At 71.9% G+C, this 14,266-nt stretch carries 14 protein-coding genes; 7 read left to right on the top strand and 7 right to left on the bottom strand.

Annotated features, from left to right (window positions below; genetic code table 11):
* The first annotated feature begins 243 nt into the window (after positions 1–243).
* The 3 genes from ACIHEI_RS36580 to ACIHEI_RS36570 all read left to right on the top strand — a co-directional run bounded on the left by ACIHEI_RS36580 (position 244) and on the right by ACIHEI_RS36570 (position 2,987).
* Positions 244–534, top strand: a complete 291-nt coding sequence (locus ACIHEI_RS36580) for a hypothetical protein (RefSeq protein ID WP_396609856.1) — start codon at positions 244–246, stop codon at positions 532–534.
* Between the two features lie 44 nt (positions 535–578).
* Positions 579–1,778 carry a glycosyltransferase 87 family protein gene (locus ACIHEI_RS36575; RefSeq protein WP_396609855.1) on the top strand — a complete coding sequence of 400 codons (1,200 nt, stop codon included), beginning with the start codon at positions 579–581 and terminating at the stop codon, positions 1,776–1,778.
* Positions 1,779–1,859: 81 nt separating this feature from the next.
* On the top strand, positions 1,860–2,987 hold the full coding sequence (locus ACIHEI_RS36570; RefSeq protein ID WP_396609857.1) for a DUF4037 domain-containing protein: 1,128 nt from the start codon (positions 1,860–1,862) through the stop codon (positions 2,985–2,987).
* 129 nt (positions 2,988–3,116) lie between these two features.
* On the opposite strand, the gene ACIHEI_RS36565 is transcribed toward ACIHEI_RS36570, so the two are convergent.
* From ACIHEI_RS36565 to ACIHEI_RS36545, 5 genes are all read right to left on the bottom strand, one after another.
* On the bottom strand, positions 3,117–3,968 hold the full coding sequence (locus ACIHEI_RS36565) for a class I SAM-dependent methyltransferase (RefSeq protein ID WP_396609854.1): 852 nt from the start codon (positions 3,966–3,968) through the stop codon (positions 3,117–3,119).
* Between the two features lie 168 nt (positions 3,969–4,136).
* A complete protein-coding gene (locus ACIHEI_RS36560; protein ID WP_396609853.1) occupies positions 4,137–5,237 on the bottom strand; it encodes a glycerate kinase in 1,101 nt (366 codons plus the stop codon).
* 201 nt (positions 5,238–5,438) lie between these two features.
* Entirely contained in the window at positions 5,439–6,299 is an 861-nt protein-coding gene (locus ACIHEI_RS36555; protein WP_396609852.1) for a sugar phosphate isomerase/epimerase family protein, read from the bottom strand.
* The gene (locus tag ACIHEI_RS36550; protein WP_396609851.1) at positions 6,296–7,444 is read right to left on the bottom strand and encodes a dihydrodipicolinate synthase family protein; all 1,149 of its coding nucleotides are present in this window, start codon (positions 7,442–7,444) and stop codon (positions 6,296–6,298) included. Before ACIHEI_RS36550 ends, ACIHEI_RS36555 begins: the two co-directional genes overlap by 4 nt.
* Positions 7,445–7,870: 426 nt before the next feature.
* Complete coding sequence (locus ACIHEI_RS36545; RefSeq protein WP_396609850.1) at positions 7,871–9,022, bottom strand: Gfo/Idh/MocA family protein; 1,152 nt, start codon at positions 9,020–9,022, stop codon at positions 7,871–7,873.
* A 383-nt stretch (positions 9,023–9,405) separates the two neighbouring features.
* On the opposite strand from ACIHEI_RS36545, the gene ACIHEI_RS36540 reads away from it, so the two are divergent.
* Both ACIHEI_RS36540 and ACIHEI_RS36535 read left to right on the top strand, forming a co-directional pair.
* A complete protein-coding gene (locus ACIHEI_RS36540) occupies positions 9,406–10,440 on the top strand; it encodes a LacI family DNA-binding transcriptional regulator (RefSeq protein WP_396609849.1) in 1,035 nt (344 codons plus the stop codon).
* Positions 10,441–10,523: 83 nt separating this feature from the next.
* Positions 10,524–10,697 (top strand): hypothetical protein, encoded by a 174-nt coding sequence (locus tag ACIHEI_RS36535; protein WP_396609848.1) that lies wholly within the window; start codon positions 10,524–10,526, stop codon positions 10,695–10,697.
* A 72-nt stretch (positions 10,698–10,769) separates the two neighbouring features.
* Here the strand turns inward: ACIHEI_RS36535 and ACIHEI_RS36530 are convergent, their stop codons facing one another.
* Entirely contained in the window at positions 10,770–11,192 is a 423-nt protein-coding gene (locus tag ACIHEI_RS36530; protein ID WP_396609847.1) for a MarR family winged helix-turn-helix transcriptional regulator, read from the bottom strand.
* Between the two features lie 124 nt (positions 11,193–11,316).
* Here ACIHEI_RS36530 and ACIHEI_RS36525 point away from each other — a divergent pair, with 124 nt between their 5' ends.
* Entirely contained in the window at positions 11,317–12,165 is an 849-nt protein-coding gene (locus tag ACIHEI_RS36525) for an NAD(P)H-binding protein (protein WP_396609846.1), read from the top strand.
* Between the two features lie 58 nt (positions 12,166–12,223).
* Here ACIHEI_RS36525 and ACIHEI_RS36520 read toward each other — a convergent pair whose 3' ends face one another.
* Positions 12,224–12,799 (bottom strand): MarR family winged helix-turn-helix transcriptional regulator, encoded by a 576-nt coding sequence (locus ACIHEI_RS36520; RefSeq protein WP_387864446.1) that lies wholly within the window; start codon positions 12,797–12,799, stop codon positions 12,224–12,226.
* Between the two features lie 403 nt (positions 12,800–13,202).
* Here ACIHEI_RS36520 and ACIHEI_RS36515 point away from each other — a divergent pair, with 403 nt between their 5' ends.
* Positions 13,203–14,252 carry an MFS transporter gene (locus tag ACIHEI_RS36515; protein ID WP_396609845.1) on the top strand — a complete coding sequence of 350 codons (1,050 nt, stop codon included), beginning with the start codon at positions 13,203–13,205 and terminating at the stop codon, positions 14,250–14,252.
* Positions 14,253–14,266 lie beyond the last annotated feature (14 nt).

Raw genomic sequence — 14,266 nt, 5'->3', positions numbered from 1 at the left:
CCCAGCCACGGCCATAGAAGGCTGACCGGTCCGAGGCCAGCCCGCCTACCCCAAACGAAAGCTCGAAACGGACATCACGTTACTTACCGTCCTCTCACCAGCAGTCTGGGCCGACTGGCCGCCGATATCGCAGGCACCGCTCCGGGGGGTGCGGTCAATGTCGCCCGGTTGCTCGGGATTGTCCTCGCGGCAGCTGCTATTGCCGTGTTGGGGTGGAAAGTTGTCGGGCGGGGGAGCGAGCCGGTGGCTGCCCTGGCGTTCGCGTTTGCCGTCCTGGTTGCTTTCGGGCCGGCCTTTCGGCCGTGGTACGCGTTGTGGGCAGTGCTTCCCGCGGCGTTCGCCGTTCGTGCACCGGGTGTCCGGAGGGTCGTCGAACTTGCCTGCGTGGTTCTGGTGTTCGTGGTGATGCCGGACGGGTTCAGCCCGGACGGTGCGGAACTGGTGCTCGCGGTCGGCGGATTGGGGATCGGGGTCGGAGTTGTGGCGGCTGCGGAGCGCGGGATCTCGTTCCGTGAACGGCAGTTGGCGTGCTGACGCGGGGAACGACCGTCGCCAGGGTCGTGGTCCTGGGGGTCGCTGTGGTCGTTACCGCCCTGGTCCTGGCGGTCATTCCTGGGCATCGCGGCTGGTTCGACATCGGGGTGTACTACGGCACGGTGCGGCACTGGTTCGAGACCGGGCAGCTCTATGACTACGTCCGCCCCGGTACGGCCTACGGATTCACCTACCCGCCGTTCGCCGCGGTCTGCATGCTGCCGATGCGCCTGTTCGGCTGGCACCCGGCGATCGCGGTCGGTGTCGTTCTGTCCGCCGTCGCGACCGCCCTCCTGCTGTACTGGCTGGTCGATCCGATCGCGCGGCGGCGCGGCTGGTGCCGGTGGTACGCGTTCGGGCTGGCGGCCTGTCTGTGCGGTCTCAGCAACCCGGTGCGCGACACATTCAGTTTCGGTCAGGTCAACCTGCTGCTGGTCGCCCTGGTCTTCGCGGATCGGCAACTTGCCGACAGCCGTTGGAAGTTCATGAGCGGGGTTGGCATCGGACTGGCCGCCGCGATCAAGCTCACCCCCGCACTGTTCATCGTCCACCTGCTGATCACCCGCCAGTGGCGCGCCGCCGGGACCGCCACCGTGACCGCGCTGGGCGCCACCGGGCTGGGGTTTCTGATCGGTCCCGAGGTCTCCCGGCAGTTCTGGACCGCCACCCTCTGGGACACCGACCGGGTCGGCGGCTTCGCCAACATGTCCAACCAGTCGTTGCAGGGCCTCATCGCCCGCCTCGGACCTCAACTCCCGGGCCGGGCACTGTGGGTGGCCGCCTCGCTCGCCGTCCTCGCCATCTGGGCGCACCGCCTGCACCGGGCCACCCGGGCCGGTGACACCCTCGCCGCCTACAGCCTTACCGGCCTCGCCTGCTGCCTGGTCAGCCCGATCACCTGGGTGCACCACCTGGTGTGGGTGCTGCCCGCGCTGGTGGTCCTCGCCGAGGTTGCGCTGCGCGAACGCCGCCGCGGCCTGCTCACCGTCAGCTGGCTGCTCCAACTGGTCATCTCCAGCGGCATGGTGTGGCTCTGGCACCCCGACGGGCGCACCCCCGGCACACTGTTCGGCGGCAGCGCCTACGTCCTGCTGACCTTCACGCTCCTGGTCGCCATGCCAATTCGCGACCGCCCCGACGAGCCGTTCAAGGGGCTTGCGGCCGAGACGCACGTCGCCGATCCGGTCACCGCTTCCGAACCTCGCCCAGGGCGGCCCGACAAACGCCCCGCCGCCGTCGGCTGAACCACTCGGTCGCGTTGATGTCCTGCCGGCAGGGGCGATATGCGATGGACCACGGCGCTGCTCGCTGCCAAGGTGGGCGGCATGATCACGCCGGAGCCGCCGTTCGTGCCGGGACTCGAACTTGCCGCAGCACTGTACGAGGACGCAGTCCGACCCCTGCTGGAAAGCGCTTACCCGCGGCTGCGTTACGCCGCCGCGCGAATCGGACCGGGCTCCGAAGTGCTCGGCTTCGACACCGCCCGCTCCGCCGACCACGACTGGGGGCCGCGCCTCCAGATCTTCCTCACCCCCGAGGACGCCGAGCGGCACGGCCCGGCCATCACCACACTGCTCGCCGAACGCCTGCCCCCGCAGATCCGCGGCTGGTCCACCCACTTCCGTGCCACCGGCGACCCGCGCAACCCTGTCAGCCACCTCGAACCCGCCACCGCCGGCGCCGTGGACCACCGCGTCACGGTCCACCACCTGCCCGGCTGGCTCACCACCCAGCTCGGCCCCCGGGCCGCCGCCTGGGCCGACACCGATCCCACCACCACCGACTGGCTCGCGCTCCCGCAGCAGAAACTCGCCGAACTCACCGCCGGCATCGTCCTGCGCGACGACCACGGCACCGTCACCGCCGTCCGCCGACGCTTCCGGTGGTACCCCGACCAGCTGTGGCGATACCTGATGGCCTGCCAGTGGCAGCGCATCGCGCAGGAGGAAGCGTTCGTCGGCCGCTGCGCCGAGGCGGGCGACGAACTCGGCGCCGCCGTCGTCGCCGCCCGCCTGGTCCGCGACCTGATGCGGCTCACCCTGCTGCAACATCGTTCCTTCGCGCCGTACAGCAAGTGGTTGGGGCAGGCGTTCGCGCGCCTGCCCGCCGACCCCGTCCTCGGGCCGGCTCTGCGCGCCGTCCTCGCCGCCACCGATCACGGCACCCGCGAGGGTCATCTGTGCGACGCCTACGAGTCCGCCGCCCGCGCCCACAACGCGCTGGCGCTCACCGAACCGTTGGACCCGACGCGGCGCCCGTACCACAGCCGCCCGTACCTGGTCCTGCACGCCGACCGCTTCGCCCGCGCCCTCCAACGCGCCGTCACCGAACGGGAGTTGCGCGACCTCCCGCTGACCGGAGCCGTCGATCAGTGGGCCGACAGTACCGACCTTCTCGCCCACCCGGCGGCCGTTCATGCGGCTGTTGATGCCCTGGCCGGAGAGGTGCGCTGACCGTTCGGGCGACGGCCTCCATCCGAGTGACCGCAGCGTCGGGACGGCCCGGCGGATTCGGTGGGCCGTTCGGGTTTCTTCCGGCGCTGGAGTCAGGTTCGCCGCCCGGCGGTGTTCGGCGGTGGGGCTTCAGGACGGGCGGGAGGCGCGCAGCGAGTAGACCAGCGGGAGGCGGGGGCCGGGCGGCAGGAAGAAGTGGCCGTGCGCGTGTTCGTGCAGGAACTCCAGGTGCAGGTCGGCCGCTGCCAGGGCGCTGACCACGTCGCCGATTCCGTGCCGCCACTGCACCGTGCGGGTCGCGGTCATCGTCGCGTCCCGGTCGGCGTAGCTGCCGGGCTCGTCCACGACGGCCGGCGCGCGGTCGAAGTAGTCCTCCACCATAGTGCGGCCGTCCTCCGCGACGAGTTCGGCGACCGGGTGGAACTCGGACAGGTACACGAAGCCGCCCGGGCTGGTCAGTGCCGCCACCGTGCGTGCCCAACGTGCAAGGTCCGGAAGCCAGTTCAGCGCTCCCATGCCCGTGTACACGATGTCGAAGGTTTCGCCGCCGAGGGCCTCCACCGCTCCGTACACATCGGAGGTGACGAAGCGCGCTGAGTCCGTCCCGATCCGCTTCGCGAGCTGCGCGGCCTCCACGAGCGCCGGCTCGGAGAAGTCCAGCCCCGTCACCAGCGCGCCGCGACGCGCCCACGAAAGGGTGTCCAGGCCGATGTGGCACTGCAGGTGCAGCAAGCGCTTTCCAGTGACGTCCCCGAGCTCCGCGAGCTCGAAGTCCCGCAGCACTTCGGCGCCGGCCACGAACGCCGGGACGTCGTAGAACGCACCGCCGACATGGACCGGCACCCGCTCGTCCCAGTTCGCGCGGTTGGCCGTTGCCCAGTCCGTCCAGTCCGCGGCAGGCGTGGTCGGGGCGGGCGTGGTCGGCGCGGGCGTGGCAGGGGTGGCCGGTGCGGACTGTGGGTCGTCATGGAAAGTAGACATGACGACTTATCCTTCCGGGCCGCCGACAGCAGGTCAACGGGATATCGGGCAGGTGGGAGGAGGGTTCACTCGGCGGGTCGGCGGGTCGGCGGGTCGGCGGGTCGGCGGGTCGGCGGGTCGGCGGGTCGGCGGGTCGGCGGGGCGGAACGGGTGGTCGGGGACGGCGGGTCAGGACTGCGAGGCTGTCCACCGGTCCGCGAGCGTCGCCCCGGCGCGGTGCAGCCAGTGGGCCGGATCGGCCCGGGCGGCGGATGCGGAACCGGCCAGCGAGGAGAGGGTGAGCACCTCGGCGGCAGTCGACTCGCCTGCCACCACGTTGGACGGAACGCCCGCCGCCTCGGCCAGGCGCACCACCTCGCCGACGGCCTTGCCCTGAAGACTTGTCGCGTCGTACCGGCCCTCGCCGGTGATCAGCAGATCTGCTGACGCCAACATGTCGGGCAGCCCGAGGAGTTGGGCAACCGCTGGTGCGCCCGGTTCGACCACCGCGCCCCAGCCTGCAAGCAGCCCGTAGCCCGTGCCGCCTGCCGCACCTGCACCGGGGTGCGAGGGGTCGGCGCCCATCAGCTCCGCCAGTCTCGTCAACCTGCGCTCCAGCAGCGGGAGTTCGTCCTCGCCCGCGCCCTTCTGCGGCCCGTACACCGCCGCCGCGCCGCGTTCGCCGAGCAGCGGATTGGTCACATCCGTGAGCAGCACCACCCCGCCGGGCGGGGCGAAGCGGATCCGTGAACGGTCGAAGGTGGCGGCAACCTCGAGTGCGGCATCGAGAGTTGACGCAGCGTCAGAAAGCTCTACGCCTTCGTCGTCCAGGAGGCGGGCGCCGAGAGCGGACAGCAGTCCGAAGCCGCCGTCGGTGGACGCCGAACCGCCGAGGCCGATCAGCAGCCGGGTCGCACCGGCGTCCAGAGCGGCGGCAATCGTCTCGCCGGTGCCCCGCGTGGTCGCCGTCAGTGGGCGCAACTCGTTTCCCAGCAGCGGGAGTCCACTTGCCACCGCCAGCTCGACCACCGCCGTGCCGTTCGGCAGCAGTGCGAACTGCCCGCACACCGGCCGACCGTCCGGGCCGGTCACGTCCGGGACGTCGATCAGCCGCGCGCCGGGGCTGGCGGAGACGATGGCCGCGAGCGTCCCCTCCCCGCCGTCGGCCATTGGCGCGCACCGCACTTCGTCCGTCGGCCGGACCGAACGCCAACCTGCGGCCAGTGCCTCGGCGGCATCCGCCGCGTCGATCGTCCCCTTGAACGAATCCGGCGCTACGACGATTCGCATCCGCCCACCTCCGCCTCTCTCGATCACGATCTCGACCCACTCGCCGGTTTCCGACCCACTCGCCTGTCTCCGGCCCCCGCGTCCGGTTTCCAGCCCCGGCGCGGCACCACTCAACCGGACCGGGCCGCGCGCCCACCACTGCGACACGACAGGGGCGGCGGACCGGCCGGTGACCCTCCGGCCCGCTCGCGCCTGCCTTGGTCAGCGGCGCACGATGTGCGTGCGGTGGCGCTCCTTCACGGTGGCGAGGGTCTGTTCGCCCGGGGTGTGCCAGACCGCCTCGTTGAACAACTCGACCTCGATCCAGCCGTCGTAGCCGGCGGCGGCCACCCGGTCGGTCAGCCAGCCGAAGTCGATGTGCCCGTCGCCGACGTGCCCGCGGCCCAGCAGCGCGTCCGCGGGCAGCGGTAGCGTCCAGTCGCACACCTGGTAGGAGGCGATCCGGCCACCGGCGCCGGCCCGTGCGATCTGCTGCTCCAACTCCGGGTCCCACCAGACGTGGTAGCTGTCCACCACGACACCGACCTGCTCGGCCGGATGGGCCTCAGCCAGGTCGAGCGCCTGGCCCAGGGTGGAGACCACCGCCCGGTCCGCGCAGAACATCGGGTGCAGCGGCTCGATCGCCAGCCGGACTCCGAAGTCACCGGCGTGCGGCGCGAGTTCGGCAATCATGTCGGCCACCTGGCGGCGGGCCCCGATCAGGTCCCGGCTGCCGGCCGGGAGGCCGCCCACCACCAACACCAGGGTGTCGGTGCCGAGTTCGGCCGCCTCCTCGATCGCCGCCAGGTTGTCCGCGAACGCCGCCCGACGCGCTGCCTCGTCGCCGGCCGTCAGGAACCCGCCCCGGCACAGGCTGCTCACCGCGACACCCGCGTCCCGGCACAGCCGCGCCGCCCGGCCCAGACCCGCCTCGCCGACCTTGTCCCGCCACAGACCGATCGCCGGAACTCCGGCGTCCACGCAGCCCCTTACCGCCTCCTCCAGACTCCAGCCCTTGGTGGTGATCTGGTTCAGCGACAGCCGCTCGCACCCCTCGGCCACCTTCAGCCCCGCCGAGCTCATGCCCGCACCCCCGCCAGCGCCAGGAACTGCCGCATCCGACCGGCCGCCAACTCCGGATCGCCCAACACCCCGGCCACGTCCGCCAGTCGGAACAGCTCCACCAGGTGGCTCACCGAACGGCCGCTCTGCGCACCGGCCACCATGGTGAAGTGGTCCTGGTGCCCGCACAGCCACGCCAGGAACACGATGCCGGTCTTGTAGTGGAACGTCGGCGCCGCGAACAGGTGTCGCGCCAGCGGCACCGTCGGGCCGAACAGCGCGTCGTAGCGCGCCAGATCACCGGCGTCGAGCGCCTGCAGAGCAGCCGCCGCGACCTCCGCGATCGGGTCGAAGACGCCCAGCAGCGCGTCACTGTGCCCGACCTCGTCACCCCGAACCAGCTCCGGGTAGTTGAAGTCGTCGCCCGTGTACATCCGCACCCCGGACGGCAGTTCACGCCGCAGCGCGATCTCCCGGCCCGCATCCAGCAGCGACACCTTGATTCCGTCGATCCGCCCCGGGTGGCTGCGGATCAGTTCGAGCACCGTCTGCGCGGCCGCATCCAGATCCGCCGAGCCCCAGTAGCCGGCCAGCGCCGGATCGAACATCTCGCCCAACCAGTGCAGAATCACCGGCCGTTCGGCCTGCTCGACCAGCTTCCCGTACACCGACAGGTAGTCCTCCGGACCGCGCGCCGACGCCGCCAGCGCCCGGCTCGCCATCAGGATCGGCTGCGCACCCGCCGCCTCGACCACCGCCAGCTGCTCCTCGTACGCCGCCGACACCTCGGCCAACGAGACGTCGACGGACGTCAGTTGGTCGGTGCCCGCGCCGCATGCCAGCCGACCGCCGACGGACTTCGCCTCCGCACCCGATCGGGCGATCAGCTCCTGGGTCGCGGCCCAGTCCAGGCCCATCCCGCGCTGTGCGGTGTCCATCGCATCGGCGACACCGAGGCCCAGCTCCCAGAGCCGGTGCCGGAACTTGAGTGTCCCATCCCAGTCCACGGCGGTCGGCGCGCCGGGCGCGTTCCCGCCCAGCGGATCGGCCACCACGTGGGCGGCCGCGAACGCCACCCGAGAGGAGGCCGGCCCTGACGGGGCGGCGAGCGCCACGGGCTCGCGCAACTGGTACCGGCCGATGCCGGGCAGATCGAGATGAGTCATGGTGTCAGGCCTTGAGGTCGGGCGATCGCGGGGATCGAGGGAGGGGGGTGGGGTGGGGTGGACGGAGAGGGGGGTGTCGGTGGGTGGGTGGGTGCGGAGAGCGGCCGGCCGGGTGGAGGAGATCATCTACGCGGAGATGATCCCTGCATAGATCAACTCGACCGCGTGACAGAAAATGACCGCTTGCGGCGCGCGGGCGCCAGGCGCCGGCCCGGGGTGCGCGAGGGAGGGGCGGGGAGGGGCGGGGGGAGTTGGGCGGGGCGGCGAGGGCGGACCGGACCGTGCAGCCCCGTCCGGCCGCATGGTCCCGCCTCCGCCGCCCGCAGCCCGCCGCCCGGTACCGGGCCGCCCCATGCCCCGTGCCCAGCGCCCGCCACGGGGCGCCCGCCGCGAGGCGCGAGGCGCGAGGCGCAGGGTGTCAGTGCGTCAGAGGCTGAGCTCCGGCACGTCCAGCCGCCGGCCCTCGCGGGCCGAGCGCAGGCCCAGTTCGGCCAGCTGCACGCCCTTGGCGCCCTCGAGCAGGTCCCACTGGTACGGCGCGCCGGTCACGACGTGCTTGAGGAACAGTTCCCACTGGATCTTGAAGCCGTTGTCGAACTCGGCGTTGTCCGGCACCTGCTGCCACTGCTCGCGGAACTGCTCGGTGGCCGGCAGGTCCGGGTTCCACACCGGCTTCGGGGTCGAACCGCGGTGCTGGATCCGGCAGTTGCGCAGCCCGGCGACCGCGCTGCCCTCGGTGCCGTCGACCTGGAACTCCACCAGTTCGTCCCGGTCCACCCGGACCGCCCACGAGGAGTTGACCTGGGCGACGATCCCGCCCTCCAGCTCGAAGACGCCGTACGCCGCGTCGTCGGCCGTCGCCGGGTACGGGCGGCCCTGCTCGTCGACCCGCTGCGGGATGTGCGTCGCGGCGTGCGCGTACACCGAGCGGACCGGGGCGATGATGCCGTCCAGCACGTAGCGCCAGTGCGGGAACATGTCGAGGATCATGCCGCCGCCGTCCTCGGCGCGGTAGTTCCAGGAGGGACGCTGGGCGTCCTGCCAGTCGCCCTCGAACACCCAGTAGCCGAACTCGCCGCGCACCGACAGGATGCGGCCGAAGAAGCCGCCGTCCACCAGGCGCTTGAGCTTCAGCAGGCCCGGCAGGAACAGCTTGTCCTGGACCGCGCCGTTGCAGACGCCGGCGGCCCGGGCCAGCCGCGCCAGTTCCAGCGCCGCGTCCAGCGACTCGGCGGTCGGCTTCTCGGTGTAGATGTGCTTTCCGGCCGCGATCGCGGTCTTGATCGCGGACTCGCGGGCCTGGGTGACCTGCGCGTCGAAGTAGATCTCCGCCAGCGGGTGGGCCAGTGCTTCGTCCAGCGAGGTGGTCCAGTGCGACAGGCCGTGTCGCTTCGCCAGTTCCTCCAGCTTGGCGGCGCTGCGCCCGACCAGGATCGGCTCCGGCCACAGCACCTGGCCGTCGCCCAGCGGCAGGCCGCCCTGTTCGCGGATGGCCAGGATCGAGCGCACCAGGTGCTGGCGGTAACCCATCCGGCCGGTGACGCCGTTCATGACGATGCCGATGACCCTGCGGGACATGGGTGGGGTCCTTTCCGTGGGCGGAGGTGGTGGAGGCTCCGTCGATCGGACGGCGGGAGGGTCGGAAAGCGCTTACCGCGACGCCACGGGGAGGCCCCGGGCGGTCGCGGGAAAGCGCTTTCCAACCCCCCGTGGTCGCTCGGCAGGTCGCCTGGTCGAGAGTCGGAGCGGGGTGGTGCAGAAGCTTTGTGCGGGCTACTGGAAAGCGCTTTCCATGCCGGCCGTCGAAGGCCCTTGGAAAGCGCTTTCCATGCGCCGAGGCTAAGCGGCCCGCCCGCCCCGGTCAAGGCGTTGTGGTCGGCTCGGTCAACCGAGCGGGGCTGGGCGGTAACCTGTCCCTCGATCATCGGCGAGCAGGGCGCGGGGAAAGCGGGGAGTATCGGGTGGCTGTCACTCTCGGGGATGTGGCGCGGCACGCTGGTGTCTCGCTGGCCACCGCCTCCCGGGCCCTGAACGGCTCGGCGCGGTCGGTGACGGAGGAGTTGTCGGCGAAGGTCCGGGCGAGTGCCGAGGCGCTCGGCTACCTCCCCAACGCGCCGGCGCAGGCATTGGCCAGGTCGTCCGGCGCGACGATCGGGGTGCTGCTGCACGACGTGGCCGACCCGTACTTCGGCGGGATCGCGCGCGGGGTCGGCGACGCCGCTGCCCGGGCGGGCCTGCTGTCGCTGGTGACCAGCACGGACGGCGACCCCCGGCGCGAGCTGGAGGCGATCCGGATGCTGCACGCGCACCGGGTCCGGGCGATCATTCTGGCCGGGTCGGCGTACAACGACACCGCGGTGATCCAGCAGCTGGACGAGGCGCTGGCCGCGTACCAGGAGCAGGGCGGCCGGGTGGCGGCGATCACCGACCACGGTCCGCTGTACGACACCGTCGAGGTGGACAACAAGGCGGGCGCCGCCGCGCTCACCCGCGCACTGGCCCAACTCGGCCACCGCCGCTTCGCGGTGATCACCGGCCCCGAGCGGATGCGGGTCGCCGAGGACCGCCTCGACGGCGTCCTGGACGCGCTGCACGAGCTCGGGCTGGAGGCGGGCGAAGGGATGGTCCGGCGCGCGGAGTTCACCCGGGAGGGCGGTCGGGCCGCGATGGCGCGGATCCTGGACGTCGCCCAGGAGAGTGGAACTCCGCTGCCCACCGCCGTGATCGCCCTCTCCGACATCTGCGCCGCGGGCGTCCTCGCCGAACTGCGCGACCGCGGCATCTCCGTCCCCGGCGACGTTTCCGTGGCCGGCTTCGACGACATCCCGCTGGCGACCGACCTGGCTCCGGCCCTGAGCACCGTTCGCCTGCCGCTCGCCACGATGGGCGAGTTCGCGGTCCGGCTGGCCCTTCGCGAGGGTCGCGAGACCGACGCCAGCACGGCCTCCGCGGAGGTGGTGCTGCGGGACAGCACGGCCGCGCCGAGGGCCGACTGACGGTGGATCTGGTGGCCGGCTGACGTCCGGGTCAACAAGGTGTCCCGGGCGCTGGTTCGTAACCCAGCGTTCGGGTCAACAAGGTGTCCCGGGCGCTGGGTTACGAACCGAACGGCACCACGTGGGACACCCGCCGCGGTGAGGCCGCGCCGATCCGGCGCTGGCGGCTGACGCGCGAGATGTGGGAGCGAACCCGCCGCGAGGACATCGAACTGGTCGGCGTGAAGGAGTGCCTCCCGGCGCTGGGGCTCTGCTGACAGTCTCCGAGCGATCCTGATGAATTCGCCTGTGAGGCTGGATGGTTGGGGGTGGTTGGGGACGGCGGGCGGTCAGGCGAGGAGGTCGGCCGCTGCCCGGTGGATCTTGGTGAGGGCGCTCAGCAGGTGTTCGCGTTCGGCGGGGGTGAGGTCGGCCATGACCTGTTCCTCCATGGCGCGGCGTTCGGCCTCGATCGGTTCCTGAAGGGTGCGGCCCGCGTCCGTGAGTCGGAGGCGGACCAGGCGGTTGTCGTGGTCGTCGCGGTGGCGGGTGAGGAGTCCGGCGGTGGCCATCCGGGTGGCCATTTTGACCACGGTGGGCGTGGTGACGTTGAGCGCGGCGGCGATCTCGCCGGGGGTGCGGCCGTCGCGTTCCCACAGGGCGGCGAGCAGGTGGTTCTGTCCGAGGTGGAGGCCGTGGCGTCGCATGGCGCCGTCGGCGAGGGCCCGGAGCGCCTTCGAGGTCTTGCCGTGCAGGTCCAGGAACTCGGGCATCGCGGCCTCCGGTGGGGTGTCGGTACGCACAACAGGGCGATGCGACAGGTCGATTGACGGCTAATCAGTTCCTGGCTAACGTTCTCGCCGGATCGCTAGACGGCTAACGTCCCCAGGGGGATTGATGATACTGATCACCGGCGCGACCGGAAACATCGGACGGAAACTGGTCCACGCCCTCGACGCGGCGGGCGCCGAGCTGCGCCTGCTGGTCCGCGACCCGGACCGGGCCGCCGCGCTGCCCCCGCGCGCCGAGCGTTTCGTCGGGGACCTGGGCGAACCGTCCACGCTGGCGGCCGCGTTGAGAGGTGCTGAGGGGATGTTCCTGCTCACGCCGGGCATCGGTACCGCGCACACCGCGTACGCCGTTGCCGCTGCCGAGGCGGCGGGGGTGCGTCGCCTGGTGCACCTCTCGTCCGCGAACGTGCTGGGTGATCCGATGCCCGCCATGGGCCGCTGGCACCACGAGCGGGAGGAGATCGTGCGCGGCAGCGGCATACCGGCGACGATCCTGCGGCCCGGCGGATTCATGACCAATGCCCTGGAGTGGGTGGAGACGATCCGCGCGGAGGGTTACGTGCTGGACCCGGTCGGCCCGGGCCGCTTTGCGCCGGTCGATCCCGCTGACATCGCCGCCGTCGCCGCCCTGGTCCTCACCGAGGACGGCCACGAAGGCGCGGAGTACGTGCTGACCGGTGGTGAGTGCCTGACGGTGGCCGAGCAGGTCCGGATTCTTGCCGGGGTGACCGGACGTCGGATCGAGGTCCGGGCGGCGAAGACGCCCGCCGAGGCGGTCCGGGCCCGCTTCCCCGGCGGGGTGCCGCAGGCGCTGGCCGATGCCATCGTCGAGGGGTTCACGCTGATGCGCGCCGACACCGTCGGGCTGCGCACCGACACGGTGGAGCGGCTGCTGGGCCGTGGGCCGGGGAGCTTCGCGGCCTGGTGTGCCCGCAACGCGGACGCGTTCCGCTGAGCGGCTCCGGTCGGCGTCGAAGTGCCGCGGCGCCGACCGGAGTTGGTTGACGACGGAGTCAGGAATGCCCGGCGGCGAGGTACTGCTCCAGGTGCTGCTGGTTGACGACCAGACGCAGGCACAAGTGCCGGAACTGGGCGAGTTCCTCAGGGGTGAAGCCGCGGAAGACGGCGGACATGGCGCGCTGGGTGGGCAGGCGGAAGGCGTCGAGCCAGTCGCGGCCGGCGGGGGTGATGGTGACGCGGACGGAGCGCCGGTCCTCGGGGTGCTGGACGCGGCGGGCGAGGGTTTCGCGTTCCAGGGTGTCGACCAGGCCGGTGACGTTACGGGAGCTGACGCCTGCCGCGCGGGCGAGTTCGCCGATGGTGAGGCCGTCCGGGTCGGCGTTGCCGAGCCGGGTGAGCAGGTCGAGGGCCCCGGAGCTGAGGCCGCGGCCGCCGGCGCCGTGGGCGCGCAGGCGGTCGATGGACTGGGAGGCGGAGCGGACGGCGGCGGCGGCCTCCAGTGCGAGGGTGTCGTCGTCCAGGGCGAACGCGCGCATCGAGCTGCGTACGCCGGGGTCGTAGAGGTGGCCGTCGGAGTCCTCGGTGAGGGCGGGCTCGGGGGCGGGTGAGTTATGTACGTCCTTCAACATGAAGCAGTACCTTAATTGCTGCCGCCGGTTCGGTCCAGGTCCGGTCGGGCCTGATGTCCGTTCAATCCGGCAGCAGCGAGCGCGCGTTGCCCGCTCGACCGTTCGGCGCAGCGACGCGCCGCCGACGGCGCAGTTGGGCGCGCGGGGTGGTGGAGGCGCTCGTTAGCGTCCGAGGGCAGGAGGGTGTCAGGGGCTGGATGCCGGACGCCCGATCGACCATCGGATCGAGTCGAGCGCTAGGAGAGTGCGCGTGGCCGCGACACCGCCGCCCCCCGAGGGACCGGTCGGGGGAACGGGGGGCAGTTCGGCCGGGGGGACAGGGGGCACGGGGGGAGCCGGCGGTGCAGGCCGTACCGGGGGCGAGCCGCCGCCGTACCGAGGGGGCTCCGCGCGGGCGGACGACGTGCAGCCGGTCGGGCTCGAGCCGGCCGGCCGGGCGTCGATGGTGGCAGGGGCGGCGAGCGTGCTGCTGATCGCGGCGATCCTGCTGGGCAGCCGGGAGTTGCGGGACTTCGACTCGGCACTGGTGCCGTACGCGGTGGCGTCGGTGTTCCTGACCTTCGGCGTGGTGTACCGGTACATGATGTGGATCTCCGCCCCGGCCGCCCGCCGGCTGTTCCGGGAGGGCTGGAGCGTCGCCCTGTCCTGGGAGAACCTGAAGCGCTCGCCGACCGCGCTGCCGAAGATGGCGGCCACCTACCTGGGCTTCCAGAAGTTCCTCGGCGCCCGCTCGCACGCCCGTTGGGTGGCGCACCAACTCATGTTCTGGGGATGCCTGTTGGCGGCATTCATCACCTTCCCGCTGACCTGGGGCTGGTTCACCTTCACCTCCTCCAGCGCGGCCGGACCGGGCTACGAGATGCGGCTGTGGGGGGTGAAGCTGTTCGGCTTCGACTCGGGCAGCTTCTTCGGCTGGGTGCTGTACCACGGGCTGGACCTGGCGGCGGTGATGGTGATCAGCGGTGTCGGCTACTTCCTGTGGCGGCGGGTGCGGGACCGGACGGCGACCACCGGCCAGCGGTTCGGCTACGACTTCGTCCCGCTGCTGGCGCTGCTCACCATCTCGGTGACCGGCCTGCTGCTGACCTTCTCCGAGATGTTCCTGCACGGCGGCGGCTACGAGTTCCTGGCGATCCTGCACATGGCATCGGTGGTGCTCACCCTGGTGTACCTGCCGTTCGGGAAGTTCTTCCACATCGTGCAGCGGCCTGCCGCGGTCGGCATGCAGCTGTTCAAGTACACGGCGCGGCGCAAGGGTTCGGACGCCGAGGAGCTGCGGGCGTGCCGCCGCTGCGGGCAGCCGATCGACACCGTCGCCGCCGTCGACAACCTGCGCGCCACGATGCGCGACCTGCGGCTCGGCTTCGACGAGTGGGCCGAGTACTGCCCGCGCTGCAAGCGGGTGCTGCGCGGCACCGCCTACCTGTCGACCGTCAAGCGAGGTTTCAAGTGAGCGCCGGCATCGAG

It is taken from the genome of Kitasatospora sp. NPDC051984 (assembly GCF_044593455.1).
GTDB lineage: Bacteria > Actinomycetota > Actinomycetes > Streptomycetales > Streptomycetaceae > Kitasatospora.
The sequence above is the reverse complement of the archived record's forward strand: the minus strand, read 5'-3'. Positions and strand labels throughout refer to the sequence as shown.

Coding starts and splice junctions, on each gene's coding strand:
- ACIHEI_RS36570 (WP_396609857.1), top strand. CDS start 1,860: ATGATCACGCCGGAGCCGCCGTTCGTGCCGGGACTCGAACTTGCCGCA.
- ACIHEI_RS36565 (WP_396609854.1), bottom strand. CDS start 3,968: ATGTCTACTTTCCATGACGACCCACAGTCCGCACCGGCCACCCCTGCC.
- ACIHEI_RS36560 (WP_396609853.1), bottom strand. CDS start 5,237: ATGCGAATCGTCGTAGCGCCGGATTCGTTCAAGGGGACGATCGACGCG.
- ACIHEI_RS36555 (WP_396609852.1), bottom strand. CDS start 6,299: ATGAGCTCGGCGGGGCTGAAGGTGGCCGAGGGGTGCGAGCGGCTGTCG.
- ACIHEI_RS36550 (WP_396609851.1), bottom strand. CDS start 7,444: ATGACTCATCTCGATCTGCCCGGCATCGGCCGGTACCAGTTGCGCGAG.
- ACIHEI_RS36545 (WP_396609850.1), bottom strand. CDS start 9,022: ATGTCCCGCAGGGTCATCGGCATCGTCATGAACGGCGTCACCGGCCGG.
- ACIHEI_RS36530 (WP_396609847.1), bottom strand. CDS start 11,192: ATGCCCGAGTTCCTGGACCTGCACGGCAAGACCTCGAAGGCGCTCCGG.
- ACIHEI_RS36525 (WP_396609846.1), top strand. CDS start 11,317: ATGATACTGATCACCGGCGCGACCGGAAACATCGGACGGAAACTGGTC.
- ACIHEI_RS36520 (WP_387864446.1), bottom strand. CDS start 12,799: ATGTTGAAGGACGTACATAACTCACCCGCCCCCGAGCCCGCCCTCACC.